This is a genomic window from Oscillospiraceae bacterium, from assembly GCA_031265355.1.
Lineage (GTDB): Bacteria > Bacillota > Clostridia > Oscillospirales > UBA929 > JAIRTA01.
In genome coordinates this window covers 1-26,492 of record JAISCT010000064.1, presented here as the reverse complement: position 1 = coordinate 26,492, position 26,492 = coordinate 1, and the positions used below count along the sequence as shown (strand labels likewise).

The window sequence follows — 26,492 nt, the reverse complement described above, 5'->3', positions numbered from 1 at the left end:
CTCCTTTGGTTCCAAGAAGGGGTGATCTGACAGGATGCCCATCAGTGCTTCTTCGACCGAGTCAGTACAATGAACCGACGCAGATAGAAGAGGAGTGCGAGGACGGAACAGGCGGTGGCCGCCGAGATGAGGATCAGCTGTATCGTCGGAGTCAACGCGGCACCAAAGACAAGGATGATCAAACAGACGACAAAAAACAGCACGGCGGAAAATTTCCCAAATCCTTCTGACGGAGGCACGTCGTTGATCTTCTTATATTGCAAGATGGCGCCGGCGCCCATCAGGAGCTCTTTGAGGAAGAACACGCCGGCGGCCCACCACACAATCGGATTGTCAAGAGCGATGCAAAAGACGACCATGGCGGCCATCAACTTATCGGCCATCGGGTCAATCACACGGCCAAGCCGGGTGATCATATGGAGACGTCTGGCCAGGATGCCGTCCAGCACGTCGGTGGCCGAGGCCAGCGCGTAGACGCCGGCTGCCCACAGATGGGCGCTTGGGAGTGTGGAGAAATAGACGAGAGGAAAGACGGGGACCAAGGCCAGGCGCACCAAGGAGAGCGAATTTGGAAGGTTCACGTCAGCATCAGCCCCCATATGATACAATCGAAAGAACTTGTGCCCGCGCCCAGCGGCGGGGCGAAATTTTCCGGCCGCGACGGCCGGTTTTGCGCTCTGTTATGAGAGAAAGAGGGCGAGTGGGTTTGTCTGTACGAAAAAGCGCGTGAACACCGTCTCGCCGATCAACTCGGCCGGGATCAATATACCCAGAAAACGCAGCCCCCATCCGATAGCAAACAGGATCAGGCAGCCGTGCGCAAATCCGGCGGCAAGGCCGCCCACCGTGTCGAGCATCTTGAGACCTGGCAGGTCGAACATCATGCCGATGAAGTGTGTGAGCAAGGTGAGCAGCAACGCGATGATCGCGAGGAAGAAGAGGAATAGGATCACCCACGTCAGCGTGCGAATGAAGACAGCCGAGATGCCTGCGCGGACGGACACGCCGGCGTCATCCATAAAGGCGAGCACTTTGTCGGCGAGGATATCCACCTCCTTGTCCGAGACACCGAGCAAGGAAAACGTCTTCCGGGCGACGGAGAGCGAGTGCGCCTCGGGGTCTTTGTCGCTGACCTCGGACCGGGCGGCTTCCTCTGTGGCGTCGTCCGTCACCCAGTCGAGGAGAGGATGGATTCGTTCCGTGACCGAGTCCACAAAGCGATCGGAGAGGAAGGAGGCACCCCATAGGGCGATGATCAAAATCAAGAATCCGGACAACGACAAAATGAGTCCTTTGCGGTAACCTTGCCAAACGCAGAAAGCCAGAATAAGTAAAATCAACAGATCCAGCACAACTGGGGTCAATGCAGTCACCTGCTCTCTCTAGAATTCGCGGACACCCGGAAGTAGGGCTCAGGGCCGGTACACACGGGCGCCGTTTTGGGCCAGCAGCAACGCGCTTCCGTCGGCGCGCATCAAAAGATATCGCGCTGTCTCGTCGGTCAGCGCCGGGCCGGTGGATTTTAAGTCCGCGTCGTAGACATGGGCTGTGCCCGCCGAGAGGAGGCCGACGAAGCGGCCCGTCGCCGACAGGGCGTCCGGTGTCCCGTCGAAGAACACGGAGGCCCGGGGGCCGTCCGCCGACACCGAGAGGAGCTCCGGCCGTCCGCCGACGCGGTCGGCGTCCCCCAGACAGACCACTATGAAATCATCTCCGGCGTCGAACGCCAGCAGGCTGCGGGCACCGAAGGCATAGGATCCGCTTGCCACGCCGTCGCCGCTGTAAAACAAAAGCTCGTTCTCGGTGACTACGCAGAACAGATCGGACGCCAGCGCGTATACGGCGAGCGGCAAGACGTCCGGTAGGTCGAGTCGGAGAAGAGGTTCGTCCGAACCGGTGTCAAACAGCAGTATGCGACCAAGAAACACGCCCCCCTCCTGCCCGGCCGAGACGACGCAGAGTCGTTTGCCGGCGGGGGAGAGCACGGCGTCTAGTACGTAGAGGTCGGAAGAATACCACTTGAACTCCTCGTCGAAGCGCGTGCTCAGCACCGTCACAACAGACGCGGAACCGCGCTCCCTGCTGACGACGACGGTGTCGCCCCGTGGGTTCATTGAGGCGTGAAAGAGAATGTCCGGCCAGGTGCGCGTGGAGAGGGTGGTGTGTGCGTCGGCCCAAAGCAGAGAGGTGCCGCCGCGGTCGTAGGCCAGAACCGTGCGGTCCGAGACCGCCAGCGCCGGCTCCTTGAGAAAACAGTCGGTTGCGTATGTCTGCCGTCCGGACGGGCCGTACAGGACCAGCCGGCTGTCCGACAGGAGCGCAAGCCCCTTTTGAAAGACAGCGAAGCGGGTTAGCATGTAGTCGTCGTACACGAAGGTGTCAGACGTTTCCTCCGATTCCCCGCCGAAGGCGGCGCGCAGCTGCGAAAAAAGCCCCGCGAAGGTGTCGGCCGTGAGCTGATCGCGGTAAGTGACAAAACCAATGATGAAAACGAGGACGGCGAAAAAGAGCAATGCATACACCGCCACGCGCGTAGAACTCACCCGCCGGGCCGGTTTGCGTGCGGACCGGGCCGGACGAATCTCCGACGCGGCGTCTCTCTCCGAATCATTCAAGGCAAATCCCCCCTCACTCCTCCCGGCGGCGCGGCCAAGGCGGTGACGGACGGCGCTCCACGGGAGGAGGCGCGGTCAGAGACAGTCCGGGTCGCGACGGGCCGCGGCGGGCCACGGCAACGCCGTATCGTACCAGACGCCTGTCATATACAGGCCGTGCGGCGGTGCGGTGGGACCGGCGCGCGCCCGGTCCCCAGCGCGCAACAGGGCGGGGATCGCGCCGGGGGCGATCTTTCCTTCCCCTACATACAGCAGCGTACCCACGATGGCCCGCACCATGTTGTATAAAAACCCGTCGGCCGAGACGGCGATCTGGAGCGTCCGACCCCGGGCGGAGATATTGCAGGAGAACACGGTACGTACGGTGGATTGTACCGGCGTGCCTACCGACCGGAACGCGGCGAAGTCGTGCGTGCCAATGAAATCGCCCGCCGCGCGCCGCAACGCGTCCGCGTCGAGCGGGTACGGCCAGAAAAGTGCGCGCCGGCGGCGCAGCGGGTCCGGGTGGCGCGCCGTATAGAGGCAGTATGTGTATTCCTTGCGCACACAGGAGTTGATGGCGTGAAAGTCGGCCGGCACGTCGGCGGCCGCGAAGACGGAGATGTCGTCTGGCAGGTGGGTGTTCACCGCGTAAGGCAGCCGCTCGGTCGGAATGCGTGTGGCGGAGACGAAGTTTGCCACGTAATGGCGGGCGTGCACACCTGCGTCGGTACGCCCGCAACCATAGAGGGTCACCGGGCGTCCGGTGACCCTTTGCAGGGCGCCGGAGAGAACAGCGGCCACCGTCACGGCGTTTTTTTGGATCTGCCAGCCGTGGTAGGCCGACCCGTCGTAGGAGAGCAGCAGCGCGATATTACGGGGTGTATCCAATGTGAGCAGCCCCTCCGGCGGTGTATCATCAACCTCTGATAATGTTTACTTCACACGTCAATATCCGAGACGACTCATGACGCCCACGCCGGCGGAGACCGTCAGCAGAGCGACGAGAATGCCCCCGTCCAGCGCCGTCATGTGCAACGGGTACATGCGTGTGCGGCCCGCGCCGCCGTGGTAGCAGCGACATTCCATGGCCACGGCCAGGTCCTCCGCCCGGCGGAACGCGGAGACAAACAGCGGCACCAGCAACGGCACCAGGGCGCGGGCGCGCCGGACCACATGGCCCGAGTCGAAATCGGCTCCCCGGGCGCGCTGGGCGTTCATAATCTTGTCAGTTTCTTCCAGCAGCGTCGGGATGAAGCGCAGCGCGATGGTCATCATCGTGGCCAGCTCATGGATCGGCGCGCGCAGTTTTTTGAGCGGACCGAGCAGGCACTCAAGCGCGTCGGTGAGCCGGATGGGAGAGGTTGTGTAGGTGAGCAGGAAGGTTCCCATGATGAGCATGATAATCCGCAGGATCATCCGTCCAGCGGTGACCAGACCCTCAAGAGTGATGCGAAAAATCCAAAATGACAGGAACACGGTGCCGTCGGTGTAGAAGATATTGAGCAGAGCCGTCAAGGCGATGATGAAAACCAGAGGCCGGATGCCCTTGACAAGGACCCGGACATGCAGGCGGGAGAGCCGGACGGCGGCGGCGAGCCAGAGGACCATGACGACGTATGTGAACACGCCGTGGGCCATAAAGAGCGCCACAATATAAGCGGCGGTGAGTACAAGCTTGACGCGCGGGTCGAGCCGATGGAGGAGCGAATGTCCGGGGAAGAACTGCCCCAGTGTGATGTCTTTCAGCATAGGCGCACCCTCCTTATGAGGGGTGCGAGCTCCGAGGCCGCCTGCCGGACTGTGTACGCGGCGGGGTCAATGTCTAGACCCAGCGCGCGCAGCCGCCGCATGACCTGTGTCACTGCCGGAACGGAAAGTCCGGTCTGTTCGAGTTCGTCCGCCCGGGAAAACACCTCGTGGGGCGTGCCGTCCATGACCACGCGGGCGTGGCTCAGCACGACGATACGCTGTACCGAGCGGGCGATCTCCTCCATGCTGTGACTGACGAGAATGACGGCGGACCCGTGTTCGGTGTGGTAGGTGCGGATATGACCCAGGATGTCCTCGCGGCCACGCGGGTCAAGACCGGCGGTAGGTTCGTCCAAGATGAGCACGTCGGGCTCCATGGCCATGACGCCAGCAATGGCGACCCGCCGCTTCTGCCCGCCCGAGAGATCGAACGGGGACTTGTCCGCGGTCTCCGGCGCCAACCCGACGAGTTGCATGGCTGCCTGTACCCGCCGGGCGACATCCTCCTCGGCAAGACCCATGTTGCGCGGTCCGAAGGCGATGTCACGCGCCACTGTCTCCTCAAAGAGCTGGTACTCGGGATATTGGAACACGAGCCCCACGCGAAACCGCGTCTGACGGATTTGCTTTGGGTCACGCCAGAGATCGCGGTCCTCAAAGAATACGCGCCCCTCGGTGGGTCGCAACAGCCCGTTTAGATGCTGGATCAGCGTGGATTTGCCAGAGCCGGTGTGCCCGATGATACCCAGAAACTCGCCCGGCGCCACTTCGAGATCGATGCGGTCGACCGCCCGATGCTCGAAGGGAGTACCGGCGCCGTAGACATAGGAGAGCTGCTCCGTTTTGAGGATGGGCGTCAAATCGAGAACCTCCCCCCAAGACCCCGGTGCCCCGGATGGATCCGGCATTTAAATCAATACAGTATTATACCATCCGTCGGGCCACATGGCAAGAGAATCATGGAAATGCCGAAAAAGAGAAAAAAGGATGCCCTGGCTTGGGGCATCCTTTTAAGTGAAAGGGAGGTCTTCAGTGGACGCGGATACGGCCCAGAAAGACGCTGGCGTCCGCGGTGAGCGTGACCGCGCCGCTGACGATGCGGGCCTCGATGTACGTACGTGTTTGCGTTCTCATTTTCAGGGTCACGTCGAAGGTCTGTCGGAAGTCGATTCCGACCCGGGGACACCGGTCACGGCGGTCCCGGCGGTCCTGCCGGTCCCGCTGGTCCCGGAGGGCCTGCCGGCCCCGCTGGTCCCGCAGGCCCTGCCGGCCCTGCGGGACCTATCGGTCCCACCGCTCCAGCCGCTCCCGCCGGACCTATCGGTCCCACTGCTCCAGTCGGGCCCGCCGGCCCTACCGGTCCTATTAGTCCCACCGCTCCAGCCGGCCCAGCCGGCCCTACCGGTCCTACCGGCCCTGACGCACCTCCCGCACCCGTGGGGCCCTGCAGGCCAGGGTCGCCTCGCGGACCGACGGCCCCGCGGGATCCGCTCGGACCCATCGGCCCGGGGGAGCCGGGATCCCCTTGGGGCCCGGTATCGCCTCGTATGCCTTGCGGTCCAGCGGGTCCCTGCGGCCCCGGATCGCCCGGGTCACCCTTCGGTCCGGGACAGCCGGGCGGTCCTTGCGGCCCTCTGGGGCCCGTAGGTGCGCTGGCGCAGGAGCGGCCGCCGGTTTCATCGCATGGGCGGATTTCCGCATTGCAGTATTTGCATCGGTAGGTTTTGCTTAAATCAATCATCTGGACACCTCCGCATCAAAATGGATTTCCCGGCCGGGAGCGGCGCCAGACGCGCTTCTGACACCTGAACCATTGTATGATCGTGTGCCATACAAAGTGACAACTGATGGGTGATAGATGAGGGTATATCATGTGTAATTTACAATTATTGGACATCAAAACGCCGCGCCTCAGAAACTTTGCTTGCAATCTGTCCTGATCATTGGTAGGATAAAGATATCGAAGAGATACCGAGGTGCATGGCGTGTATTTGAAGTCCTTTGACATGCAGGGGTTTAAGTCCTTCCCCGATAAGACGACACTGACATTTGACAACGGCGTGACGGCTGTGGTTGGGCCCAACGGCAGCGGGAAAAGCAACATCGCGGAGGCTGTGCGCTGGGTGCTCGGAGAGCAGAGCCCGCGTGCGTTGCGTTGTGAGAAAAAGATGGAGGAACTCATCTTTCATGGCACGGCGCAGCGCGGGCCGGTCGGGTTTGCCGAGGTGAGCCTGCTGCTGGACAACAGCGGCGGGCTTTTTCCGCTGGAACAGCATGAGGTGCAGGTGACGCGGCGGCTCTACCGCTCCGGAGAGAGCGAGTTTTTTATCAACCGCGCCGGCGTACGCTTGAAAGACATATTGGAGCTGTTCATGGATACGGGGCTGGGCCGCGACGGGTATTCGCTGATTGGGCAGGGGCGGATCGGGGAGATCCTCTCCGAGAAGAGCGGCGAGCGCCGCCGCGTGTTTGAGGAGGCCTCCGGTATCTCGCGTTATCGTCACCGCAAGGAGGAGGCGGAGCGCAAACTCGTGTTGGCCGAAGAAAACCTGACCCGCATCGGCGATAAGATCGAGGAGTTGGAACTCCAGATCGGTCCGTTGCGGGAACAGGCAGAGAAGGCCCGGCAGTACCTGCACATGCGCGACGAGCTGCGCGGACTAGAAATCGCGCTGTGGCTGGGCGCGCTGGACAAGTTGCGCGACAGCTACGGTGCGGTGCGCGACGACTACGAGGCGGCCACCGCCCAGCTTGCAGCCGGGCAGGCGGCGCTGGATGCGCTGTATGCCGAACTAGATCGAATCGGCGCCGAGGAGCGGCAGAATCAAGTGGACATCGAGGCCGCGCGCGCCGACCTGAGCGCCGTGGAAAGCGCCGCTGCCGAGAAGGAAAGTACTGCCGCGGTGCTGCAAACCACGCGGCAGAACAACGAGGAGAACATCGCCCGCCTGCGCGACGAGCAGACCCGCGAGGCGGCGCACGATGGCGGGCTGACGGCCCAGATCGAGGAACGGCGGGCCCATCTGCGCATGACGGAGGCTGCGCTGGTGTCTTTGGAGGCGGATATCGCGGCGCTCGCAGAGGAATCCGAGGCGCTCGGCGCGCGGACGGATGCGGGTCTTGCTAGGCTCGACGCGCTGCGCATTGAGGAGAGCGCCGCGCGGGAGGCCGCGGGGGAAGCCCGCGCCGCCATCTCCTCTCAGGCGGCGTCGGCGGACGAGCTGACGCGTCAGCGGGAAGCGATGTGTGAGGACATTGCCGCGCGCGCTCGGGTCTGCGAGGAGGCCGGCGTGGCGCTGGTCGCGCTGGATGCGAGACTGGCGGACTCGAACGCGTATCTCACCGCGCTGCAAAATGTGTTGAACGGACACACGCTGCGGGCGGACGCGAAGCAGACACAGATTGAGACGCTCCGGGCCTCCCAGGAGGCGTGCGCGGTGGAACGAGGCCGGGTGGAGTCCCGGCTGCACCTGCTACGCGAGATGGAACGGGAATATGAGGGTCACTCCCGCGCGGTGAAGACCGTGATGGCCGAACACGAGCGGGGGCGCCTATCGGGCGTTCGGGGCACGGTCTCCGAGTTGCTGCGCGCGGAGGACCGTTGCGCCGTCGCGGTGGAGATCGCGCTGGGGCCGGCCTTGCAGAATATCGTGGTGGAGCGGGAAGAGGACGCCAAGGCGGCCATTGAGTTGCTGCGCCGCCGCGAGGCGGGGCGGGCCACATTTTTGCCGCTGGCGGCTGTACGGGGCCGGACGCTGGAGGAGCGGGATCTCGCATCGGAGCCGGGCTTCGTCGGCGTCGCCGCCGCGTTGGTCACCTGTGACGAAGCCTACGGGGAGATCATCCGGAGCCTGCTCGGGCGTACCGTGGTGGTGGAGAATATGGACGCTGCCATTGCGCTGGCCCGGCGGAGAGGCTACCGTTTCCGTATTGTGACGCTGGGGGGGCAGGTTATCGCCCCCGGCGGGGCGATGACGGGCGGCAGCGTAGGCAAATCGGTCGGGCTGCTCTCACGCAAGAACGAGATGGATCGGCTGACGGCGGAGCAAGCTCGGCTGGATGGGGTATTGGCCGGCTTGGCGGAGTCAGTTGCGCAGGCCGACAGGGCGCTGTCCGAAGCGCGCCGCGAGCGGGACAAGGCCGCCGCCGACCGGCGGGTGGCCGAGGACGAGGCGCTCTCGTTACGCGCCGAGCGGGCACACGGCGGCGCCAGGCTGACGGAGATGCAGGAGGGTCTCACGGCCCAGGAGGCGGAGCTCGCCGCGCTGTCAGAGCGGTTGCGCACCGGAGCCGCCGCCGCCGAGCACTGGCAGCGGGCGGCCGAGGAGAGCGCGGCTCGGGCCGCGGTCGCGGAGGCGGAGCTCGCCGCGCTTTCCGCCGGGCAGAGCGTGCTCGCGGAGGAAGGTGCGCGGCTCACGGAAACGCTCGCCACACTGCGCGCCTGTACGGCGGCCCACACGGCGGAGTGCGCCGCCGACGAAAAGGCGCTGACGGAGTACGAGTCGCTACGGCAGGCGTTCCTTGGGAGCCAGGCGCAGAAGAGAGCGGTCATCGAGGACTACGAGGCGCGCAACCGGACGCTTACGGAGGAGATCGGCGCTGTTCGGGCCGAAGCGCGCGCGTTGCTGGCGCGTGCGGAGGAGAGGCGCGCGGTGATCTCCGGTCTGTACGAGGCGCGCCAAGCGCTGGAAGGGTGTCGTGTGCGATGTGACAAACAGGTCCGGGAGCAAAATGACGAGAACATGAAGATGGAGCGAGAACGTTCCCGTCTAGAGGCCAAGAAGGTGGCGGGTGAGGCGGAGGAGAAATCCATCATGGACCGGCTGTGGGACAACTATGGGCTTACGCACAGCGCGGCGGTGGCGCTTCGTATGCCGCTGCCGGGCGGGACCGCCAAGGCCAACCGCCGGGCGGGCGAGCTGAGAAGCGCGATTCGTGCGTTGGGGGCCCCCAACCTCGGCGCCATCGACGAATACGACCGCGTGTCCACCCGTTACGAATATCTGACCGAACAGCGAAACGATGCGGAGGCGGCCCGAACCGACCTTCTGACAATCATCGGGGACCTGACCGGACGGATGCGGGAGATCTTCCTCGAACAGTTCGCGCTTATCGGTGAGCACTTCACAAGGACTTTCCGCGAGATCTTCGGCGGCGGCGACGCTCGCCTCTCGTTGGAGGATCCGGAAGACGCGCTGCTCTGCGGGGTGGAGATCCATGCGCAGCCGCCCGGCAAGAAGATGCGCTCCATTTCTCTTCTTTCGGGCGGGGAGAAGTCGCTCGTGGCCATCGCGCTCTATTTCTCCATCTTTAAAGTGCGTCCCGCCCCGTTCTGCGTACTCGATGAGGTGGACCACGACCTCGACGATATCAACGTCGCCCGTTTCGCGGCGTATCTGCGGCGGTTGGCCGGGGATATCCAGTTTGTCGTCATCACGCACCGGCGCGGCACCATGGAGGCGGCAGATATGCTCTACGGCGTGACGACGCAGGAAGAAGGCGTTTCCAAGATCCTCTCGATGCGCCTGCAGGACGCCGAGGCATCGTTGGGTATCAGCCTCAATTAGGGAGCCTCTGGCGAAAGTAATTAGTACCTTGTTGCCGCGAAGCGGCAACAAAAAACAAGAATTTGGGTTGTGGGTTGCAGGTGCAGCCCACGTTAGAGGCCCTTTTTATTAAGAGTTCGAGAGTTTCCCAGGAGGTTGAAGATGGGTTTTTTTGACAAAATTAAACGGGGCCTCTCCAAGACGAGACAGGCGGTGGGCGGCACGTTGGGCGGCCTGTTCACCGGTTTTTCCCGCATGGACGAGGTGTTCTTTGAGGAGCTGGAGGAGGCGCTGATTTTGGCGGACCTCGGCGTGACCTCGGCGGCCGGCGCTGTGGAGGCGCTGCGGGCGCGCTGCCGGCAGGAGTCGCTGAAAGGCCCGGAGGCCGTGCGCGCGGCGCTGATAGAGATCTTGACGGCGCGGCTGTCGGTGGGGGATTCGTCGCTGCATCTGGAGACCAAACCGTCGGTGGTTCTGGTCATCGGCGTCAACGGGGTGGGGAAGACCACCACGATCGGGAAACTGGCGGGGCATCTGGCCGCCGCAGGCCGCCGTGTGCTGCTGTGCGCGGGAGACACCTTCCGCGCGGCGGCGGCGGAACAGCTCGCCGTCTGGGCCGAGCGCGCCGGCGCGGACATCGTCCGCCAGCACGAGGGAGCGGATCCAGCCGCCGTCGTGTTTGACGCGCTCGCCGCGGCGCGTGCGCGCGGTTGCGACGCGGTGCTCTGCGACACGGCGGGGCGTCTGCACAACAAGCAAAATCTGATGAACGAACTGGCAAAGATCAGTCGGATCATCGACCGGGAACTGCCCGGCGCCGACCGCGAGACGCTGCTGGTGCTCGACGCGACCACCGGGCAAAACGGGCTCTCACAGGCGCGGGAATTTGCCGCCGCCACCGGACTTACGGGGTTGGTGCTCACCAAACTCGACGGCACGGCCAAGGGCGGCATCGTCGTCGCCGTGGCTGATGCACTGCAGGTGCCGGTCAAGTATGTCGGCGTGGGGGAGCAGCTGGACGACCTGATGCCGTTTGAGCCGCGCGCGTTTGTCGAAGCGCTGCTGGGGGTGGACTGACTGATGGAATGGGTGTTCGCCACCGGAAATCCGGGCAAGCGGCGCGAGATGGAATCGCTGCTCGCGCCGCTGGGTGTGCGGCTGCGCCTGCCTGCGGAGTTTGGCGTCGTCTTTGCCCCCGACGAGACAGGCGCTACGTTTGCCGCCAACGCCCGTCTCAAGGCCGAGGCGGCGCTGGCGTTTACGGATCTGCCCGCGTTGGCGGACGACTCGGGGCTCGAAGTGGCCGCGCTGGGCGGTGCGCCGGGGGTTCTCTCGGCCCGTTACGGAGGAGCAGGCCTCTCCGCAGCGGATCGCAACGAACGATTGCTGGCGGCGCTTATGGGGTGCACGGACCGCGCCGCACGCTTTGTCTGCGCGCTGATCTGTCTTTTCCCTGACGGAAGGGCGTTCACCGCGGAGGGCGTGTGTGAAGGAGAAATTGTCAGAGCGCCGTGCGGCGCGGGTGGGTTTGGTTACGACCCACTGTTTTATTTGACAAAATATGGAAAAACAATGGCTGAACTACCGGATGGCGAGAAGAACAAGATCTCTCACCGGGGCCGCGCCGTCCGGGCGCTACTGCGGCAGTGGACGCCGGCGCCGTGACGGGGGACGTGGGACTCTTCGGCGGCACGTTCGATCCGCCGCACGTGGGCCATGTGCGCCTGCTGGAGGCCGCGGTGCCGGCGCTGGCGCCGGCGCGGATCCTTGTCATGCCGACCGGACGGCCGCCGCACAAGGACCGGACCCAGGCGTCGCCGGAGGACCGCCTCGCGATGGCGCGCCTCGCCTTTGCCTCGCTGCCGGGGGTGGCGGTCTCCGACTGGGAGCTCAGCCGGCCGGAGGTCAGTTACACGGCGGACACGTTGCGGCATCTGCGCGCGGCGTCGCCGTCCGGGCGGCTGTGGCTCATCGTGGGAGCGGACATGTTTTTGATGCTGCCCACATGGCGGCGGCCGGAGGAGATCTTTGCGCTGGCCCGTATCGCCGTACTGGTCCGCGCCGCCGGGCAGGAGCGGGCGGTGGCGGAGACGGCCGCGTTTTTGACACACCGTTTTGACGCCGCGGTGAATATCGTGCCGCACACACCCGTCGAGATCTCCTCATCTGCGTTGCGCGTGCAGCTGGTCCGGGGCGAGGGAGCGGCGCTGCTGCCGGCCGGCGTGTTCGATTATATCCGAACGAGGGGGTTGTACGCATGCCAAACGACCTGACGGCGCTGCGCGCGGCGGTGCTGGCCCGCACGGACCGGCGTCGCCGGCTCCATGTGCTGGGCGTGGTGCAGGAAATCGATATGCTGGCGCTACGTTGGGGCGCTGATCGCGGGCAGGCGGCCCGGGCGGCGTTGCTGCATGACGTGACCAAAGGGCTGACGCCGGCGGAACAGTTGAAATTGTGCGCAAAGTATGATATAGTGACACAATCGTGGGAACGAAGGGAGCACAAGTTGATGCACGCCGTCACCGGCGCCGCCGTGGCTCGGTTTGAATTCGGCATGGAAAAGGCAGTGTGCGACGCCGTGCGCTGGCACACAACGGGCCGGGCGGAGATGACGCTGCTGGAGAAAATTTTATACCTCGCGGACTATGTGGACGCCACGCGCGCGTTCCCGGAGGTGCGCGCTCTGCGCGCTTTGTGCTATGAGGACTTGGACGCGGCGCTGCTGTGGGGCCTGGACTTGACGATACGGCTTCTGCTGGCCGAGGGCCGGATGATCCACCCCGATACGCTGTCAGCGCGCAACGCGCTGCTGTAAGACGGACCCGCCGCGCCAGCGCGGCGGCATGAGGAGACTGACGATGAAAAAAACCGGGAAAAGACTCATGTCCGCTTCCGAAAAAGACAAGAAAGCCAAAAAGACGCCGAAAGAGAAAACGGCCGGGAAACGGCCGTTTCGTCCCATCTTTTTGGGTCTTCTCTGTATCGGCGTCATCTGCCTGGGTTGGGCGGGGTACCTGCACCTCACAAACTCAGTGATCGCTCCGCCCGACACGCGGCCGGACGGACCGCACATCGCCGACCAAGACCCTCTGGACGACGGCGTCACGGCGCCCGTATCCGACGGAGCGGTCACGCCGCGCCCGGTCACGCCGGCGGGTCGCCGCGAGGGTGTGTACACGATCATCCTGGCCGGTACCGACATGGGAGACTACCACACCGACACGCTGATGGTGGCGGCGCTCGATACGAAAAACAAAAAGCTCGACGTGCTGAGCATTCCGCGCGATACGCAGGTCGCCGTCAAGCGCGCGAACAAAAAGATCAACGCCGCCTGGGGTGTGGGCATGAACGCGCGCAAAGGGGACAAGAGCGAGCGTACGGTCGGCGCGGTTGAGCAGTTGCGCGCGGAGCTCAAGACCGTCATCGGCTTTGTGCCGGACGCCTACGCCGTCGTCGACTTAAACGGCTTTAAAAAACTGGTGGACGCGATGGACGGCGTCGAGTTCGACGTGCCCCAAAACATGCGCTACTCCGACCCGTCGCAGAATCTCAACATCAACCTAAAAAAAGGTTTGCAGAGGCTGGACGGCGATAAGGCCATCCAGCTCGTGCGCTTCCGGCGCTACCGCGAGGGGGATCTAAAACGGGTGGAGGTGCAGCAGGCGTTTCTGACGGCGGTCTTCAAACAGCTCCTCTCTGTCAAGCATATTTTCAAGCTGCCGGAGTTTGCCGCCATCGCGCAGGAGAACCTCCGAACCGATCTCAGTGTGGGGCAGATGATCTGGTTTGGTCAGGAACTTATGAAGTTGGAGGACGGAAGCATCGCCTTCCACACGCTGCCGGGCGATCCGGGCGCCTACTATCGAGATGTTAACTATGTGCTGATCTACCGGGACGAGGCGCTGAAACTCATCAACGAGACCGTCAATCCGTTCACAAAGCAGATCACCAAGGAAAATGTAAACATCAACCATCTGCGCGACGACGGCAAAAAGTAGGAACCCGCCGCCGCGGACAAAATTCGGCATGGAGGAGCGCGATGAAGAGATGAAGATGGGAAAAAGAGAAAAACCGCGCACATCCGCCGCCCCCCAGGAGGATCCGATCCAGCCGGAGATTTCAACGGAAAACCAGCCGGCCGCACCGGAGTTTCTCCCAGAGATATCCGGCGGACCGGAGGGGGCGCCAGTTTCCGCGTGGCGCGCAGGGAAAAAGATGTGGCGGATGCGGCTGCGTTGGTTAATTCCGAGCGGCGCGGCGCTGGCGGGGCTGGTGCTGGCGGGCTGCCTGTACCTCGCCAATTCGGTGATTACCCCGCCCGAGCGCGGACAGATGGAGCCTGAGCCTCTCCCGCAGGACCCGGTATCCGACGGCGTCACGTCCGCGCCGACGCCGTCGCCGGGGGCGGTCACGCCGCGCCCGGTCACGCCGGAGGGCCGTCGCGAAGGCGTGTATACGATCATCCTGGCCGGTACCGACATGGACGACTACCACACCGACGTGCTGATGGTGGCGGCGCTCGACACGGTCAAAGGGGAACTCAATGTGCTGGCGATCCCGCGCGACACGCAGGTCGCCGTGCGGCGCGCCAACAAAAAGATCAACGCCGCGTGGGGTGTGGGGATGAACGCGCGCAGCGAGGACAAAAGTGAACGCGTGGCCGGCGCGATCGGGCAGCTGCGCACAGAGCTCAAGACCGTCATCGGTTTTGTGCCAGATGCCTACGCCGTTGTCGATCTCAAGGGCTTTGTGCGGCTGGTGGACGCGATGAACGGCGTCGAGTTCGACGTGCCCCAGGATATGCACTACTCCGATCCGTCGCAGAACTTGTACGTCAACCTGAAGAAAGGCCGGCAGACCTTGAACGGCGATAAGGCCATCCAGCTCGTGCGCTTCCGCAGCACGTATGCCGAGGGGGATCTGAAACGGGTGGAGGTGCAGCAGGCCTTTCTGACGGAAGCTTTCAAGCAGCTCATCTCCGTCAAACACATTTTCAAGCTGCCGGAGTTTGCCGCCATCGCGCAGGAGAACCTCCGGACCGACCTCAGTCTGGGGCAGATGATTTGGTTTGGGCAGGAGCTCCTGAAATTGGAGGAGGACAGCATCACTTTCTACACGCTGCCGGGCGATCCGCGCGCTTTTTACCAGGGGGTCAACTATGTGCTGGTCTACCGGGACGAGGCGCTGAAACTCATCAACGAGACCATCAACCCGTTCACAAAGGACATTGCCGCGGAGAACGTGAACATCAGCCGCCTGCGCAGCAATTAGTAGGCTGTGAGTCCAGAGTCCAAGGCGCTTGCGGTCCGCACAGACCAACACGAAGGAGATGGGGATACCCTTGACGTCCAAAGAGATAGCGCTGACACTGGCGAAGATCGCCGACGCCAAGAAAGCGGAGGATATCCGCGTGATGGAGGTCGCTGATCTGACCATACTTGCCGACTACTTTGTCATCTGTACCGGCACTTCCGCGGTCCACCTGCGGACATTGGCGGAAGAGATGGAGCGGGGACTCAAAGAACAGGGCGTCCTCCCCCATCACATTGAGGGGCAGCGGTCGGGCAACTGGCTGCTGATGGATTATGCCGGCGTGGTGGCGCATCTGTTCCTGCGGGACACGCGAAACTTCTATGCGCTGGAACGCCTCTGGAGCGACGCGGCCGCAGTGGTCTTCCCGGAGGATTGACGCGCCCGGAAGAAAATATAAAATACGCGATATCGCGTGCAAAAGCCCGGGAGGAGCGCCCGGGCCTTGGGAGATGGTTGTTTGCAGTACGACAGTCGGAGCATCGAACAAAAATGGCAGGCGTGCTGGGCGCGCGAGAGCGTCTATCGCACGGACGGCGACCCCAGAAAAAAGAAATACTATGTGCTGGTTGAATTCCCCTACCCGTCCGGCAATGGGCTGCATGTCGGGCACGCCCGCCCGTACACGGCCATGGACGTGGTGGCCCGCCGCCGGCGCATGCAGGGCTTTGACGTGTTGTTCCCAATGGGGTGGGACGCCTTCGGCTTACCCACGGAGAACTACGCCATCGCCAATAAGATCCACCCCGCCGAGGTGACGCGGCGCAACATCACCTTCTTCAAGAGCCAGATCAACATGATGGGGTATTCGTTTGACTGGGATCGCGAGGTCAATACGACCGACCCAGGCTACTACCGATGGACGCAGTGGATCTTCCTGAGGCTGTTAGAGCACGGACTCGCCTACAAAGCGAGGATGCCAGTCAACTGGTGCACATCCTGCAAGTGTGTGCTGGCGAATGAAGAGGTGGTCGACGGCGTATGCGAGCGGTGCGGCAGCGAGGTGGTGCGCCGCGAGAAGAGCCAGTGGATGCTGAAGATCACGGCGTATGCCCAACGGCTGCTGGATGACCTCGGCCTCGTGGAATATCCGGAGCGGGTCAAGGCGCAGCAGCGCAATTGGATCGGCCGGTCGGAGGGCGCGGACGTCGATTTTGCCACCACGGCCGGCGAGGCGCTCAGGGTGTACACGACACGCCCGGATACGCTGTTCGGCGCGACCTACATGGTCATCTCTCCGGAGCACCCCTATGTGGAGGCATGGCGGGGCAAACTCGAAAACTACGATGAGGTGGCCGCTTACCGCGCGTCGGCGGCGCGCAAGTCGGACTTTGAGCGCACGGAGCTCCAGAAGGATAAGACGGGTGTGCGCCTTCTTGGCGTGGATGCCGTGAACCCGGCCACCGGCGGGGTGATCCCCATCTTTGTGTCGGACTACGTGCTGATGAGCTACGGCACGGGCGCCATCATGGCGGTGCCCGGGCACGATGAGCGGGACTGGGATTTTGCCCGCACGTTCGGGTTGCCCATTGTCGAGGTGGTGGCCGGCGGCGATGTGCAGGCCGCCGCGTTCGCCGACGTGGAGACCGGCACGCTCGTCAATTCCGGTTTTTTGAACGGGATGGAGGTGCGGCAGGCCAAGGCAAAGATGATCGAATGGTTGGTCGGCAAAGGGCTGGGTCGGGCTGTCACGAACTACAAGCTGCGGGATTGGGTGTTTTCCCGGCAGCGCTACTGGGGCGAGCCCATCCCGGTGCTGCACTGCCCCGCCTGCGGCGCGGTGCCGGTGCCGGAGACGGAGCTGCCGCTCCTGCTCCCGGAGGTAGCCTCCTACGAGCCGACGGACACCGGCGAGAGCCCGCTGTCCAAGATGCGCGACTGGGTCGACGCCGTCTGCCCGCGGTGCGGTGGGCCCGCCGAGCGAGAGACGGACACGATGCCCCAGTGGGCCGGTTCGTCGTGGTATTTTCTGCGCTACATCGACCCGAAGAACGAGGCCGCGGCGGTGGACGGCGCGCTGGCGCGCCGCTACATGCCGGTTGACTGGTACAACGGCGGGATGGAGCATACGACGCTGCACCTGCTCTACTCCCGTTTTTGGCACAAGTTTCTTTACGACATCGGCGTCGTCGAGACGCCGGAGCCCTACGTCCGCCGCACCAGCCATGGGATGATCCTCGGCGAGGGCGGGGAGAAGATGTCGAAGTCGCGCGGCAACGTCGTCAGCCCGAACGAGATTGTGGATCAATACGGCGCCGACACCATGCGCCTGTATATTCTGTTCATCGGAGACTTCGAAAAGGCCGCGTCCTGGTCCCCTCAGGCCGTCAAGGGCTGCCGCCGCTTTTTGGAGCGGGTGTGGGGGTTGCTGGACCGGACGGCGCCGGGTGAAATTTCCACAGCGCACGAGGCGGAAATCCACCGAGCCATCCGGAAGGTGGGGGAGGATATCGAGCACCTCAAGTTCAATACCGCCATCGCCGCGCTGATGGCCCTCGTCAACCGCTTTTATGAGACGGGCGTGACAAAGGGGGACCTGCGGGTCCTGCTCACACTGCTCTCGCCCTTCGCCCCGCACATCTGCGAGGAGATGTGGGAACAGTTGGGCTGTAAGGGGTTTGTCGTACGGGAACCCTGGCCGGCCTTTGACCCAGCCAAGACGGTGGAGGACGAGGTGGAGATCGCTGTCCAGGTGGGCGGCAAGCTGCGCGCCACCGTCGTGATCCCCACCGGGGCGGCGGACGAAGATGTGCTGGCCGCCGCGCTGGCCGAGCCGCGTATCCGGAAGACATTGGACGGGCGGCGCGTCACGCGCCACATTTATGTGAAGGACAAGCTGATCAACCTGATTGCAGGGAAATGACTGTGGAGTGGGACCGGCGGGGATTGCCGGGTTGCGGGCGCGCGGCGGCGTGAAATTCTGTAAATGTCGCAAAGCATTGCGCGCGTAGGCAATGTAGGGCAAAAGGTGCAGGCGCATGGCGCATGGCGGCATTCTTTTGCCTTGACATTGCGGGTTTCGGAAAATATAATAAAATCGTGGACGAATTTTCGGAGCGGAGGTCAGGTTCGGGCGGAGGCCCGGCCCGAGGCCCGCACGGGGAGGCGATCCGTGGTTGCTTCGTTTTGTAAGCAATGAATTTCAAGGGAAGCACGCGGGGCGGCGCAGGCCGCCGATGCCCTGCGGATAGGCGGTCCCCCAGCGGAGGGAGGGAAAACAATGTCGGAAGTCAGAGTCAAAGAGAACGAATCTCTTGACAGCGCGCTCAAACGTTTCAAGCGCAATTGCGCGAAATCGGGTGTGCTTTCCGAACTCCGTAAGAGGGAACACTACGAGAGCCCCAGCGTCAAGCGGCGCAAAAAGTCCGAAGCGGCCCGCGCCAAAAAGAAGTTCAGATGATCAATCCAGCACCCGGTTTGGGGCCTTGCCCGGACCGGGTGCGGTTTTGATTCGCACAGGGGAGGCAACTGTTTGTGGACATGCTGAGAGAATTGTTTTCCGGCGCGCTGGCGGTGAGTTGGCAGCAGGGGGTCATGTATGCGGTCGGGCTGGTGCTCATCTTGCTCGCGATTTTGAAGGACTATGAGCCGATGCTCCTGCTGCCGATCGGTTTTGGCGCGCTCCTTGTGAACCTGCCCTTCGCCACCGTCTGGACCCATGGCGGCGAGAAAGGTTTTTTGCAGATCTTCTACGATGCCGGCATCATCACCGAACTGTTTCCGATCCTCATCTTCATCGCCATCGGCGCGATGATCGACTTCACACACCTGTTGTCCTCACCCAAGATGGTGCTGTTTGGCGCGGCGGCGCAGTTTGGCATCTTTTTCACGGTTCTTGTGGCGCTGGCGTTGGGCGAGGCGATTCCCTCGCTCGACATCGACCTGAAGATCGCGGCCTCCATCGGCGTCATCGGCACGGCGGACGGGCCAACCTCCATTGTCGTCGCTCAGCAGTTTGCCGCCTCCTACCTGGGGGCCATCACGGTGGCCGCTTACTCCTACATGGCGCTGGTGCCGATCATCCAGCCGCCGGTCATCCGGATGCTGACCACCCGCAAAGAACGTCTCATCCGTATGGACAACCAGGTGCGCAAGGTCTCGAAGATGGCGCGGATCGTCTTCCCGATCGTCATCACCGTTGTCGCCGGCATCCTGGTGCCGGCCTCTGCGGCGCTGGTCGGGTCGCTGATGTTCGGTAACCTCATCCGCGAGTGCGGCGTGTTGGAGCGCCTCTCAAAGACGGCGCAAAACGAGCTTGCCAATCTGGTTACGCTGCTGCTCGGCATCACGATCGGCGCGACGATGCGTGCGGACCAGTTTTTGCGCCTGGAGACGCTGCTCATCCTGGGTCTGGGGCTCGTCGCGTTTGTCTTTGACACGGCGGGCGGTGTTTTATTCGCGAAATTCATCAATGTGTTCAGCAAGCACAAGGTGAACCCAATGATTGGTGCGGCGGGCATCTCCGCCTTCCCGATGTCGAGCCGGATCGTCCAGAAGATGGCCAAGGAGGAAGATCCACACAACTTCATCCTCATGCCCGCCGTGAGCGCCAATGTGTCGGGTCAGCTCGGCTCCGTCGTGGCGGGCGGCATGATCCTCCAGCTCATACCGATCTTGCTCGCGAAGCTGACATAAGGCGTCGGACAGACAAAAACGGACGAAGACAAGACAGACGAGGACAAAAGGAGGATGTCTATGAGCGAGAATATGGAGCTCGGGATCCAACTGATGCTCTACGGCCTTGCGGGCGTATTTTTGGTGCTCGCGATCTTCATCGTGACCATCGTGCTGCTGCGGAAATTCTTCCCGCATCGCGACGACAAAGACGACGGTTGACTCGTTTGTGCCGTTTCGCACAACTTAAAAAAGCAGGCGCACGCCTGCTTTTTTAGCTCTCGTCGGAAGGCGAAGGCGGCGTGCCGCCCGAAGATGGTAAATTTTCAAATTCCGTGATGTGGAGACGATAACGGGTGGGGACAAAACGGCGCTGGAGCGCCGGGGTGCGGCGGGCCGGATTGGCAATGGCGGCGAAGTAGGCGCACCACATATCGCCGATGGTCCGGTCCTCCGGCAGCGGCGGCAGAGGCCCGTCCGGCAGCGCGGCAATCAACCACTCCACCGGCGTCGAGACAAGAGCGAGACGGCGTTTTAGGTCGCGAATGATCAGTCGCTGTGCCCCAAAGCGTCCGTGGAAGTGGCGGCCCAGCAGTGGCAGAACGAAGGTATCCGGCTCGATGTCGGCCACGTACAGGTCGTCTTCGGCATGGACGAGCCGGATGATGCCCATGAACAAAACAAGTTCGCGGGTCACCTCTTCGGAGAGCCGGTGCAGCCGGCGCACGGGTTCTGTATGGCGCAACGGTAGCGGATCGATATGCCTGGCAAAGCCCAGTCGGAGCGTGCCGAGCAAGGCATCTTCGAATGCCGGCCGTTCAGAGAGGAAGGCCCGGTAGGCCACGCGGGGCAGCTGGGGAGAAAGCCGTGCCATGCCGCGCGCCACGCGCCCGGCCCGCGCCGGGTCGGCTGCCACGGTGTGCACGGGAAACAGAGACCCCCCGGGGAAGCGCTGCTGCGGGCAGATCGAGGCCTCGTTGTCTTTTTGTGCAAACACCTGAAAGACAGCCGTCAGCAGCCCCTCCCAACCGCCGTCATACAACCAAATCATGGGTGAGCGGCAGGCTGTGGGCGGACGGCTTGTCGACACCGGCGGCCAACGCGGGCGCCAGCGTCGCGGCGGATTTGTCCGGAGCCGGCGGCAGAGCGGGACCCGGAGCCGGCGGCGGTGCGAAGAGGGAAAGCTGGCCATCGTCGGACCGTTCGACAAGAGCCTCGCGCAGGAAAGGACTGCCAGGCAGCATGGATCCGCCAAAGACGCCGCGCGCCGTGAGGAAGTACCGGGCGCGTTTCATCACGACGCCGAGGCGGTGCAGGTCCTCAAGCCGCAAGACACTCTGCCGCCGGGCGGTCACGATGCGCCGGGCGGAGACGACGCCCACGCCGGGTACGCGCAGCAACGTCTCATACGGGGCGCTGTTTGCCTCGACGGGGAACTGTTCCGGGTGCCGGAGTGCCCAGGCGCACTTGGGATCGAGCGTACTATCCAGCAGCGGGTCCGCTTCCGAGAGCAGCTCGTCCGGCGTGAAGTCGTAGAAGCGCATGAGCCAGTCGGCCTGGTAGAGTCGATGTTCGCGCAGCAGCGGCACCTGACTGCCGCCGGGCGGCAGAACAGGGTGCGTGCCCACCGGGATATAAGCGGAGAAATAGACCCGTTTCATTCGGTACTTGCGATAGAGCCCCTGAGAGAGCCGCAGGATCGTGAGATCGGTGTCGGGGGTGGCGCCCACGATCATCTGCGTGGATTGCCCGGCTGGAGCGAAGAGCGGGGCGTGGGCAAAGTGGCGGCGATCCTCCAGGTTCATCGTCTGGGCGCGGCGGATGTAGTCCATGGGGCTGAAGATCTTCTCCGGCGGCTTCTGCGGCGCGAGCAGCGACAACGAGTGGCGCGAGGGCAGTTCGATGTTCACACTGACCCGGTCCGCCAGCAGGCCGACGGCGTCCACCAGCTCGGGGGAGGCGCCGGGGATAATCTTGACGTGGATGTATCCGCCGAAACGGTACTCCCGGCGGAGGATTTCCAGCGTGCGGGTCATGAGTGCCATCGTATCGTCGGGGGAACGGTAGACGCCGGAACTGAGAAACAGGCCCTCGATATAATTGCGGCGGTAAAATTCGATGACAAGGCCGGAAAGCTCCTCCGGCGTGAATGTGGCCCGCTCCACGTCGGCGGAGCGCCGGTTCTGGCAGTAAGCGCAGTCGAACTGGCAGGCGTTGCTCATGAGTACCTTGAGCAGCGACACGCACCGCCCGTCCGCGGCCCAGGTGTGGCAGATGCCGGCCATATGAGCGTTGCCGAGCTGCCCCTTGCGCCCGGCGCGCCCTCCGCCTGAAGAGGCGCAGGAGGCGTCGAACTTGGCCGCCGCGCCGAGCAAGGTGAGCTTCTTCATCAAATCCTGCGCCAATGTGGGTCACACTCCTTCGCGAAGAGCGGTGGGGACGGCTTATGAGGACAGTATAGCACAGGCGGGGCCAAAAAGAAACATATGTTCGTACAAAATTTTGTACCGGACCTTAAAGCCAGGAGACGAGGCGGTCCTGTGCGGCTGCGGTGTGTGGAGCGGTGTTTTAAACTGCCCACAAAAATGCTCCCCACGGTGCACAGACCCCCGAAGCCGCCAAGGTGGTGGCCGCGTTTGGAGGACGGGTCGCGCAGCGATGGGGAGCCAGAGCAAGCAAATTACTGGGCCGTCACGGCGCGCCGGGCAGCGTCTCGTTCATGCTGCCGGTGCGATAACCGCACAAGTCAAGCGCCACATAGGAAAACCCCAGTTCTTTGAACGCATCGCAGATCACCCGGCGATTGTCCTCCCGGACGACCGTCGGCAATTCGTCCGCACCCGTCTCGATGCGGGCGATGGTCCCGTGGATGCGCACACGGACCTGCCGGAATCCGAGATCAAGCAGCAGTTGCTCCGCGTTTTCCACCATCCGGAGTTTTTCCCGCGTGATGGACTCGCCATAGACAAAACGGGAGGAGAGACAGGCGAAGGACTGCTTGTCCCACGTCAAAAGCCCCTCGCGCCGGGAGAGAGCGCGGATCTCCTTTTTCGTGAGACCTGCCTCGCGGAGCGGACTCAGCACCCTCAGCTCGGCCACTGCCTGCAGACCCGGGCGGTAGTCCCCGTCATCGTCGCGGTTCGACCCCTCCGCCACATGCACAATCGCATGGGCATGGGCTATATTCCAAATTTTAGAAAATAATTCACGTTTGCACAGGTAACAACGGTTGGCAGGATTTTGGGCGAAGCCGTCGATGTCCAATTCCTCGGAGACGCAGATGACGTGACGGATGCCGCGCTGCACACAGAAATCGGACGCCTCCCGCAGTTCCCGTGCGGGGAAGGACTCCGAGCGCGCGGTGACGGCGAGGGTGCGGTCGCCCAGCACACTGTGGGCCGTGTGGAGCAGGAATGTCGAATCCACACCGCCGGAGAAGGCCACGGCCACACCGTCCAGCGCGGCCAGACCGGCCCGCAGCCGCTCGTATTTCGCTTCCATCCGGCGACCCTCCCAAAGTGCCCGTCGCGGCAAGTTTGTTATATCATACCCCTTTTTCAACACTGCGTCAATCCCAATTTTTTGTCAGCTTTCAAAGCCTTCCACGGTGGTCATCTTCATGTAGCGTCGGAGTGCGCGTTCACCGTCGCGGGGGGCGTCGGCACCGTAGGCGCGCGACATGCGCGCGCCGGTGGTGACGCGGACGGCGCCGGCTTTGAAGAGAAGCGTTGCCAATGCATCCCGCTCTTCATCGGCGCAGAGCAGAGCGGCGGTTTGCAGGTGCCCCTTGTGTAAACGCAACGCGGACAGAACCTCGCAGCGCGGCAGACGCCGAACCCAAGCGTGGCCGAAGCCGGGCGCGCTCTCAAGGGTGCTGCTCTCCCAAGCGGCGAGACAGGCGAGAGCACCGTGAAAAACGCGTGGGCCGCCCAGCGCGGCAGCCAGGTTGGCGGTGTAACGCTCCAATGTCGCGCCCGCCTGCGTGCCGGCGGGGCACGGCAGACGCGCGAGTGCGGTTTCGAGGACCGGAAGAAAGGTCTCACAGAGCGCGTATACCGCCGACATGTCGTCCGTGTCGAGAAAAAGACCCTGGCAGGAGCTACACAACAACTGATGGGTCTCGGCGATGTTGTCCGCGAGACCGGACAGATTCGCCGGTGTGACGCCGCTGGGGGTGACATAGGCGAAACTGACCTTGTGCCCCCACTCGATGAGCTTCGTGTTCGGCGGCACGAGCCGCCGCAGTGCCGAGACAGCCGCGTCGCCGCCCCAGACCACGACAGCGTCGGACACACGGATCAGCTTTTCGATGTTTTCTATGTCGCGCGAGGAGTAGTCGAACACATAGACATACTCGGCGAGCAATGGATCGATGGCAAGCAGCGCCTGTAGGATCCGCACGGAGATCCCGCCCTCCGCGGCAGGGAGTTTCAGGATGTTGATGTTGCCGGTGAGAAGCCCCTCCAACACACTGAACACCGGCAGACCGTCGGCGTTGCCGGCTGCGATGTGCAGTAGCACGCCGAGGGGGGCCAGACGCTCCGTGACATGTCCGGCGCCGGATGCGGACTGGGATGTCCGTCCCGCCCAGTCCGTCCCGAATTCCGAGGCGAGCCGGCCGCGCAGCGCATCTTCACAAAACAGTGCCCGCGCGTCGCGCAGATGGCGCCGGGCCAGCGGTGCGGGGATGCCGAGCGACGTCATCTCTTCGAGGATGCGTCTCTCATCGAGCGATGAGACGAGCCGGTCGCAGGCACGCAGGACGCGCGCCAGGTCGAGTTGCCCGGACGCCAGTGTGCGCAGCACACGCTGGGGCAGCGCGTCGACGATCGGCGCACAATCCGCCGTCTCCAAGCATTTTCCGTCCACCAGATTCATAGATGACCGCCTTTCCCGAGGTCGGCGAGCAGTTCCGCCGCCGATGCGGCGCAGGTTTTGATGTCGCTCAGGCCGACGCGTCCGAGCACGTCAAAGTACGGCGAAGAGATCCCACAGCCGCAGGAGGATCCCGCCCGCAGGACCGCGAGGTCGTCTGTCAAGATACTCGCAAACGGCATGCTCGTGATCATCGGCGTCAGTAGGTTCAAAAGACCGGGCGTTCCGTACCCGACGGGTGCCAGTGTCGACACGTCGCGGATCAGCACGCGGGTATAGATCGGGACGTGGAAGTGATGGTTTGGGCAGTCAAAGTAGGCAATCGGGTGTTCCACCGCACCGAAGAATTCGCGGATGTACGCATCCCCAAGACCCAGGACGCGCGCGGACAGCGCGCAAAGCGCCGGCCGGTCGACTTGCTCCGCGAAAAACTGCTTCCAGCCGCCCGCCAGAAACACGCGCGACTTCGGATGCAGCCGCAGCTGTACGCCCTCCCGTGCCAGCGTCTGCAAGAAAAAGAAAAAATACGCCGGAAAGCCGATGAAACGTACGGGACGGCGGCGCCGTTCGCAGCGCAGCAACGCGGCACGGATCTCGTCGAAGTTCAGCGCGTAGGTGTCCCCGGTGTCGCGCAGCGCATAGACGCGGTGGAGAGAGGGCGCTGTGAACGTCATGGCATAGGCGGTTTTTACGGCGCCGATGCGGTTGCGCCGGGTGGGCTGATAGCCCAAAACAACGAAGTCGGCTGGGCGTGGAGAGAGGATCCGGTGGGTGAGCAGCGTCGTGAGCACCATACCGAACCCGCGCGCGGCCGAGGGCAGGTCCAGCCCCATCTCGCTGACCGCCCCGCTGGTGCCGGATGTCGTCGAGCGAAACAGCAGCCGCTCGGGTGGCGCGGAGTACAGAGCACGGCGCTTCAGCAGCAATGTCGGCAGGGGTGGAATCTTGTACAGGTCGTCTGGAGTGTGCAGATCGTCCGGCGAGAAGCCGCAGTGCCGCAAGATTGCTGCGTAATCTGGGCAGCAGGCCATGTGGTGGCGAACATTTTCCGTCATCGCCTGGAAAAACAGAGCCTGCGTGCCAGAAAGGTCGTAGAGCCCGCGCCGATAAAACAGTCGCCATCCGACGCCCATCGCGTCCACCTCCTCCGCTCCGTCCGTTTTGTGTAAATGAGGTCTGTGCCGTCTATCGTGGTGGTTTACTATTGTATCACGAGGCGTCCACGCGTGCAATCGGAGCGGAGATTTTCCACGGGCCGGAGGCGGTGCGACTTGACGCGACCGGCAAAATACAGTACACTCAGAAGAGAAGAGAAAACCGCGAAAGACGGCGGAACCAATCGCCGGTCGGCGGCGGGCGAGGCTTACAGAGAGTGTGGGGCGTCTCTTGAGAGACGCCCGGGCTCATTCCAGGCAAAGGAGGCGGATATGGAAGTCACAACCGTCGTCATCGTGGTTTTGTTTGCCATTGTGCTCTCCAATGTGCTGCATCACCTGTTTCCCCGCTTGCCGCTGACGCTGAGCCAGATCGGCGTCGGCTGCCTGTTTGGGCTGGCGCTGCCGGGCGGTACGCTGGAACTGGAGCCGGAGATCTTTATGGTACTGGTGATCGCGCCGTTGTTGTTTCGGGAGGCGGAGGAGACGGATCTGCTGTCACTGTGGCGGGTCAGACGGCCTGTGTTTCTAAGGTGTGTTTGAAAAACAGGGGATTGTAAAAAAGTGCACAAAAAGGTAAAATACAGTCAACGAAATGGGCGAGGTGAAGGGAATGCGTCGTTATGAGTTGACGGACAGCGAATGGA

General features: G+C 63.3%; 24 protein-coding genes. 13 read left to right on the top strand and 11 right to left on the bottom strand.

Features of this window, described 5'->3' with window-relative positions; translation table 11 throughout:
- Positions 1 to 41: 41 nt before the first annotated feature.
- From LBK75_09765 to LBK75_09740, 6 genes are all read right to left on the bottom strand, one after another.
- Positions 42 to 581 carry a CDP-alcohol phosphatidyltransferase family protein gene (locus LBK75_09765; GenBank protein ID MDR1158566.1) on the bottom strand — a complete coding sequence of 180 codons (540 nt, stop codon included), beginning with the start codon at positions 579 to 581 and terminating at the stop codon, positions 42 to 44.
- A 99-nt stretch (positions 582 to 680) separates the two neighbouring features.
- Positions 681 to 1,373, bottom strand: a complete 693-nt coding sequence (locus LBK75_09760) for a CvpA family protein (protein MDR1158565.1) — start codon at positions 1,371 to 1,373, stop codon at positions 681 to 683.
- 39 nt (positions 1,374 to 1,412) lie between these two features.
- Entirely contained in the window at positions 1,413 to 2,615 is a 1,203-nt protein-coding gene (locus LBK75_09755; protein MDR1158564.1) for a DUF5711 family protein, read from the bottom strand.
- Between the two features lie 75 nt (positions 2,616 to 2,690).
- Complete coding sequence (gene truA, locus LBK75_09750) at positions 2,691 to 3,485, bottom strand: tRNA pseudouridine(38-40) synthase TruA (GenBank protein ID MDR1158563.1); 795 nt, start codon at positions 3,483 to 3,485, stop codon at positions 2,691 to 2,693.
- Positions 3,486 to 3,542: 57 nt separating this feature from the next.
- A complete protein-coding gene (locus tag LBK75_09745; GenBank protein ID MDR1158562.1) occupies positions 3,543 to 4,346 on the bottom strand; it encodes an energy-coupling factor transporter transmembrane protein EcfT in 804 nt (267 codons plus the stop codon).
- Positions 4,340 to 5,206, bottom strand: coding sequence for an energy-coupling factor transporter ATPase (locus LBK75_09740; protein MDR1158561.1), 867 nt, complete (start codon positions 5,204 to 5,206; stop codon positions 4,340 to 4,342). The genes LBK75_09745 and LBK75_09740 overlap by 7 nt, the downstream gene beginning before the upstream one ends.
- 1,116 nt (positions 5,207 to 6,322) lie before the next feature.
- On the opposite strand from LBK75_09740, the gene smc reads away from it, so the two are divergent.
- From smc to LBK75_09680, 12 genes are all read left to right on the top strand, one after another.
- Positions 6,323 to 9,913, top strand: coding sequence for a chromosome segregation protein SMC (smc, locus tag LBK75_09735; protein ID MDR1158560.1), 3,591 nt, complete (start codon positions 6,323 to 6,325; stop codon positions 9,911 to 9,913).
- Between the two features lie 141 nt (positions 9,914 to 10,054).
- Positions 10,055 to 10,969, top strand: coding sequence for a signal recognition particle-docking protein FtsY (gene ftsY, locus LBK75_09730; GenBank protein ID MDR1158559.1), 915 nt, complete (start codon positions 10,055 to 10,057; stop codon positions 10,967 to 10,969).
- 3 nt (positions 10,970 to 10,972) lie between these two features.
- Positions 10,973 to 11,557 (top strand): RdgB/HAM1 family non-canonical purine NTP pyrophosphatase, encoded by a 585-nt coding sequence (rdgB, locus tag LBK75_09725; GenBank protein ID MDR1158558.1) that lies wholly within the window; start codon positions 10,973 to 10,975, stop codon positions 11,555 to 11,557.
- Entirely contained in the window at positions 11,554 to 12,165 is a 612-nt protein-coding gene (nadD, locus tag LBK75_09720) for a nicotinate (nicotinamide) nucleotide adenylyltransferase (protein MDR1158557.1), read from the top strand. The genes rdgB and nadD overlap by 4 nt, the downstream gene beginning before the upstream one ends.
- Entirely contained in the window at positions 12,150 to 12,707 is a 558-nt protein-coding gene (gene yqeK / locus LBK75_09715; protein MDR1158556.1) for a bis(5'-nucleosyl)-tetraphosphatase (symmetrical) YqeK, read from the top strand. Before nadD ends, yqeK begins: the two co-directional genes overlap by 16 nt.
- Positions 12,708 to 12,750: 43 nt before the next feature.
- Complete coding sequence (locus tag LBK75_09710; protein MDR1158555.1) at positions 12,751 to 13,890, top strand: LCP family protein; 1,140 nt, start codon at positions 12,751 to 12,753, stop codon at positions 13,888 to 13,890.
- 55 nt (positions 13,891 to 13,945) lie between these two features.
- On the top strand, positions 13,946 to 15,163 hold the full coding sequence (locus tag LBK75_09705) for an LCP family protein (protein ID MDR1158554.1): 1,218 nt from the start codon (positions 13,946 to 13,948) through the stop codon (positions 15,161 to 15,163).
- 70 nt (positions 15,164 to 15,233) lie between these two features.
- Complete coding sequence (rsfS, locus tag LBK75_09700; protein ID MDR1158553.1) at positions 15,234 to 15,581, top strand: ribosome silencing factor; 348 nt, start codon at positions 15,234 to 15,236, stop codon at positions 15,579 to 15,581.
- 81 nt (positions 15,582 to 15,662) lie between these two features.
- Complete coding sequence (gene leuS / locus LBK75_09695; protein ID MDR1158552.1) at positions 15,663 to 18,065, top strand: leucine--tRNA ligase; 2,403 nt, start codon at positions 15,663 to 15,665, stop codon at positions 18,063 to 18,065.
- A 357-nt stretch (positions 18,066 to 18,422) separates the two neighbouring features.
- A complete protein-coding gene (gene rpsU, locus LBK75_09690) occupies positions 18,423 to 18,602 on the top strand; it encodes a 30S ribosomal protein S21 (GenBank protein MDR1158551.1) in 180 nt (59 codons plus the stop codon).
- Between the two features lie 80 nt (positions 18,603 to 18,682).
- Positions 18,683 to 19,837 carry a sodium ion-translocating decarboxylase subunit beta gene (locus LBK75_09685; GenBank protein MDR1158550.1) on the top strand — a complete coding sequence of 385 codons (1,155 nt, stop codon included), beginning with the start codon at positions 18,683 to 18,685 and terminating at the stop codon, positions 19,835 to 19,837.
- 60 nt (positions 19,838 to 19,897) lie between these two features.
- A complete protein-coding gene (locus LBK75_09680) occupies positions 19,898 to 20,038 on the top strand; it encodes an OadG family protein (GenBank protein MDR1158549.1) in 141 nt (46 codons plus the stop codon).
- A gap of 52 nt (positions 20,039 to 20,090) precedes the next feature.
- Here the strand turns inward: LBK75_09680 and LBK75_09675 are convergent, their stop codons facing one another.
- The 5 genes from LBK75_09675 to LBK75_09655 all read right to left on the bottom strand — a co-directional run bounded on the left by LBK75_09675 (position 20,091) and on the right by LBK75_09655 (position 25,824).
- Complete coding sequence (locus LBK75_09675) at positions 20,091 to 20,867, bottom strand: TIGR03915 family putative DNA repair protein (protein MDR1158548.1); 777 nt, start codon at positions 20,865 to 20,867, stop codon at positions 20,091 to 20,093.
- Complete coding sequence (locus tag LBK75_09670) at positions 20,851 to 22,206, bottom strand: putative DNA modification/repair radical SAM protein (protein MDR1158547.1); 1,356 nt, start codon at positions 22,204 to 22,206, stop codon at positions 20,851 to 20,853. The genes LBK75_09675 and LBK75_09670 overlap by 17 nt, the downstream gene beginning before the upstream one ends.
- Before the next feature lie 301 nt (positions 22,207 to 22,507).
- Positions 22,508 to 23,317, bottom strand: a complete 810-nt coding sequence (gene larE / locus LBK75_09665) for an ATP-dependent sacrificial sulfur transferase LarE (GenBank protein ID MDR1158546.1) — start codon at positions 23,315 to 23,317, stop codon at positions 22,508 to 22,510.
- An 84-nt stretch (positions 23,318 to 23,401) separates the two neighbouring features.
- Positions 23,402 to 24,694, bottom strand: a complete 1,293-nt coding sequence (locus LBK75_09660) for an acyl-CoA reductase (GenBank protein MDR1158545.1) — start codon at positions 24,692 to 24,694, stop codon at positions 23,402 to 23,404.
- The gene (locus LBK75_09655) at positions 24,691 to 25,824 is read right to left on the bottom strand and encodes an acyl-protein synthetase (protein ID MDR1158544.1); all 1,134 of its coding nucleotides are present in this window, start codon (positions 25,822 to 25,824) and stop codon (positions 24,691 to 24,693) included. The genes LBK75_09660 and LBK75_09655 overlap by 4 nt, the downstream gene beginning before the upstream one ends.
- A gap of 294 nt (positions 25,825 to 26,118) precedes the next feature.
- On the opposite strand from LBK75_09655, the gene LBK75_09650 reads away from it, so the two are divergent.
- Positions 26,119 to 26,388: a cation:proton antiporter gene (locus LBK75_09650; protein ID MDR1158543.1), complete on the top strand. Its 270-nt coding sequence runs from the start codon at positions 26,119 to 26,121 to the stop codon at positions 26,386 to 26,388.
- The last annotated feature ends 104 nt before the right edge of the window (positions 26,389 to 26,492 follow it).

What these genes read in the sequence shown, in the direction of transcription:
- yqeK (MDR1158556.1), top strand. Translation starts at nt 12,150, where the DNA reads ATGCCAAACGACCTGACGGCGCTGCGCGCGGCGGTGCTGGCCCGCACG.
- LBK75_09710 (MDR1158555.1), top strand. Translation starts at nt 12,751, where the DNA reads ATGAAAAAAACCGGGAAAAGACTCATGTCCGCTTCCGAAAAAGACAAG.
- LBK75_09705 (MDR1158554.1), top strand. Translation starts at nt 13,946, where the DNA reads ATGGGAAAAAGAGAAAAACCGCGCACATCCGCCGCCCCCCAGGAGGAT.
- LBK75_09685 (MDR1158550.1), top strand. Translation starts at nt 18,683, where the DNA reads ATGCTGAGAGAATTGTTTTCCGGCGCGCTGGCGGTGAGTTGGCAGCAG.
- LBK75_09670 (MDR1158547.1), bottom strand. Translation starts at nt 22,206, where the DNA reads ATGAAGAAGCTCACCTTGCTCGGCGCGGCGGCCAAGTTCGACGCCTCC.
- LBK75_09680 (MDR1158549.1), top strand. Translation starts at nt 19,898, where the DNA reads ATGAGCGAGAATATGGAGCTCGGGATCCAACTGATGCTCTACGGCCTT.
- LBK75_09675 (MDR1158548.1), bottom strand. Translation starts at nt 20,867, where the DNA reads ATGATTTGGTTGTATGACGGCGGTTGGGAGGGGCTGCTGACGGCTGTC.
- LBK75_09745 (MDR1158562.1), bottom strand. Translation starts at nt 4,346, where the DNA reads ATGCTGAAAGACATCACACTGGGGCAGTTCTTCCCCGGACATTCGCTC.
- LBK75_09650 (MDR1158543.1), top strand. Translation starts at nt 26,119, where the DNA reads ATGGAAGTCACAACCGTCGTCATCGTGGTTTTGTTTGCCATTGTGCTC.
- LBK75_09655 (MDR1158544.1), bottom strand. Translation starts at nt 25,824, where the DNA reads ATGGGCGTCGGATGGCGACTGTTTTATCGGCGCGGGCTCTACGACCTT.
- LBK75_09660 (MDR1158545.1), bottom strand. Translation starts at nt 24,694, where the DNA reads ATGAATCTGGTGGACGGAAAATGCTTGGAGACGGCGGATTGTGCGCCG.
- rpsU (MDR1158551.1), top strand. Translation starts at nt 18,423, where the DNA reads ATGTCGGAAGTCAGAGTCAAAGAGAACGAATCTCTTGACAGCGCGCTC.
- ftsY (MDR1158559.1), top strand. Translation starts at nt 10,055, where the DNA reads ATGGGTTTTTTTGACAAAATTAAACGGGGCCTCTCCAAGACGAGACAG.
- rdgB (MDR1158558.1), top strand. Translation starts at nt 10,973, where the DNA reads ATGGAATGGGTGTTCGCCACCGGAAATCCGGGCAAGCGGCGCGAGATG.
- larE (MDR1158546.1), bottom strand. Translation starts at nt 23,317, where the DNA reads ATGGAAGCGAAATACGAGCGGCTGCGGGCCGGTCTGGCCGCGCTGGAC.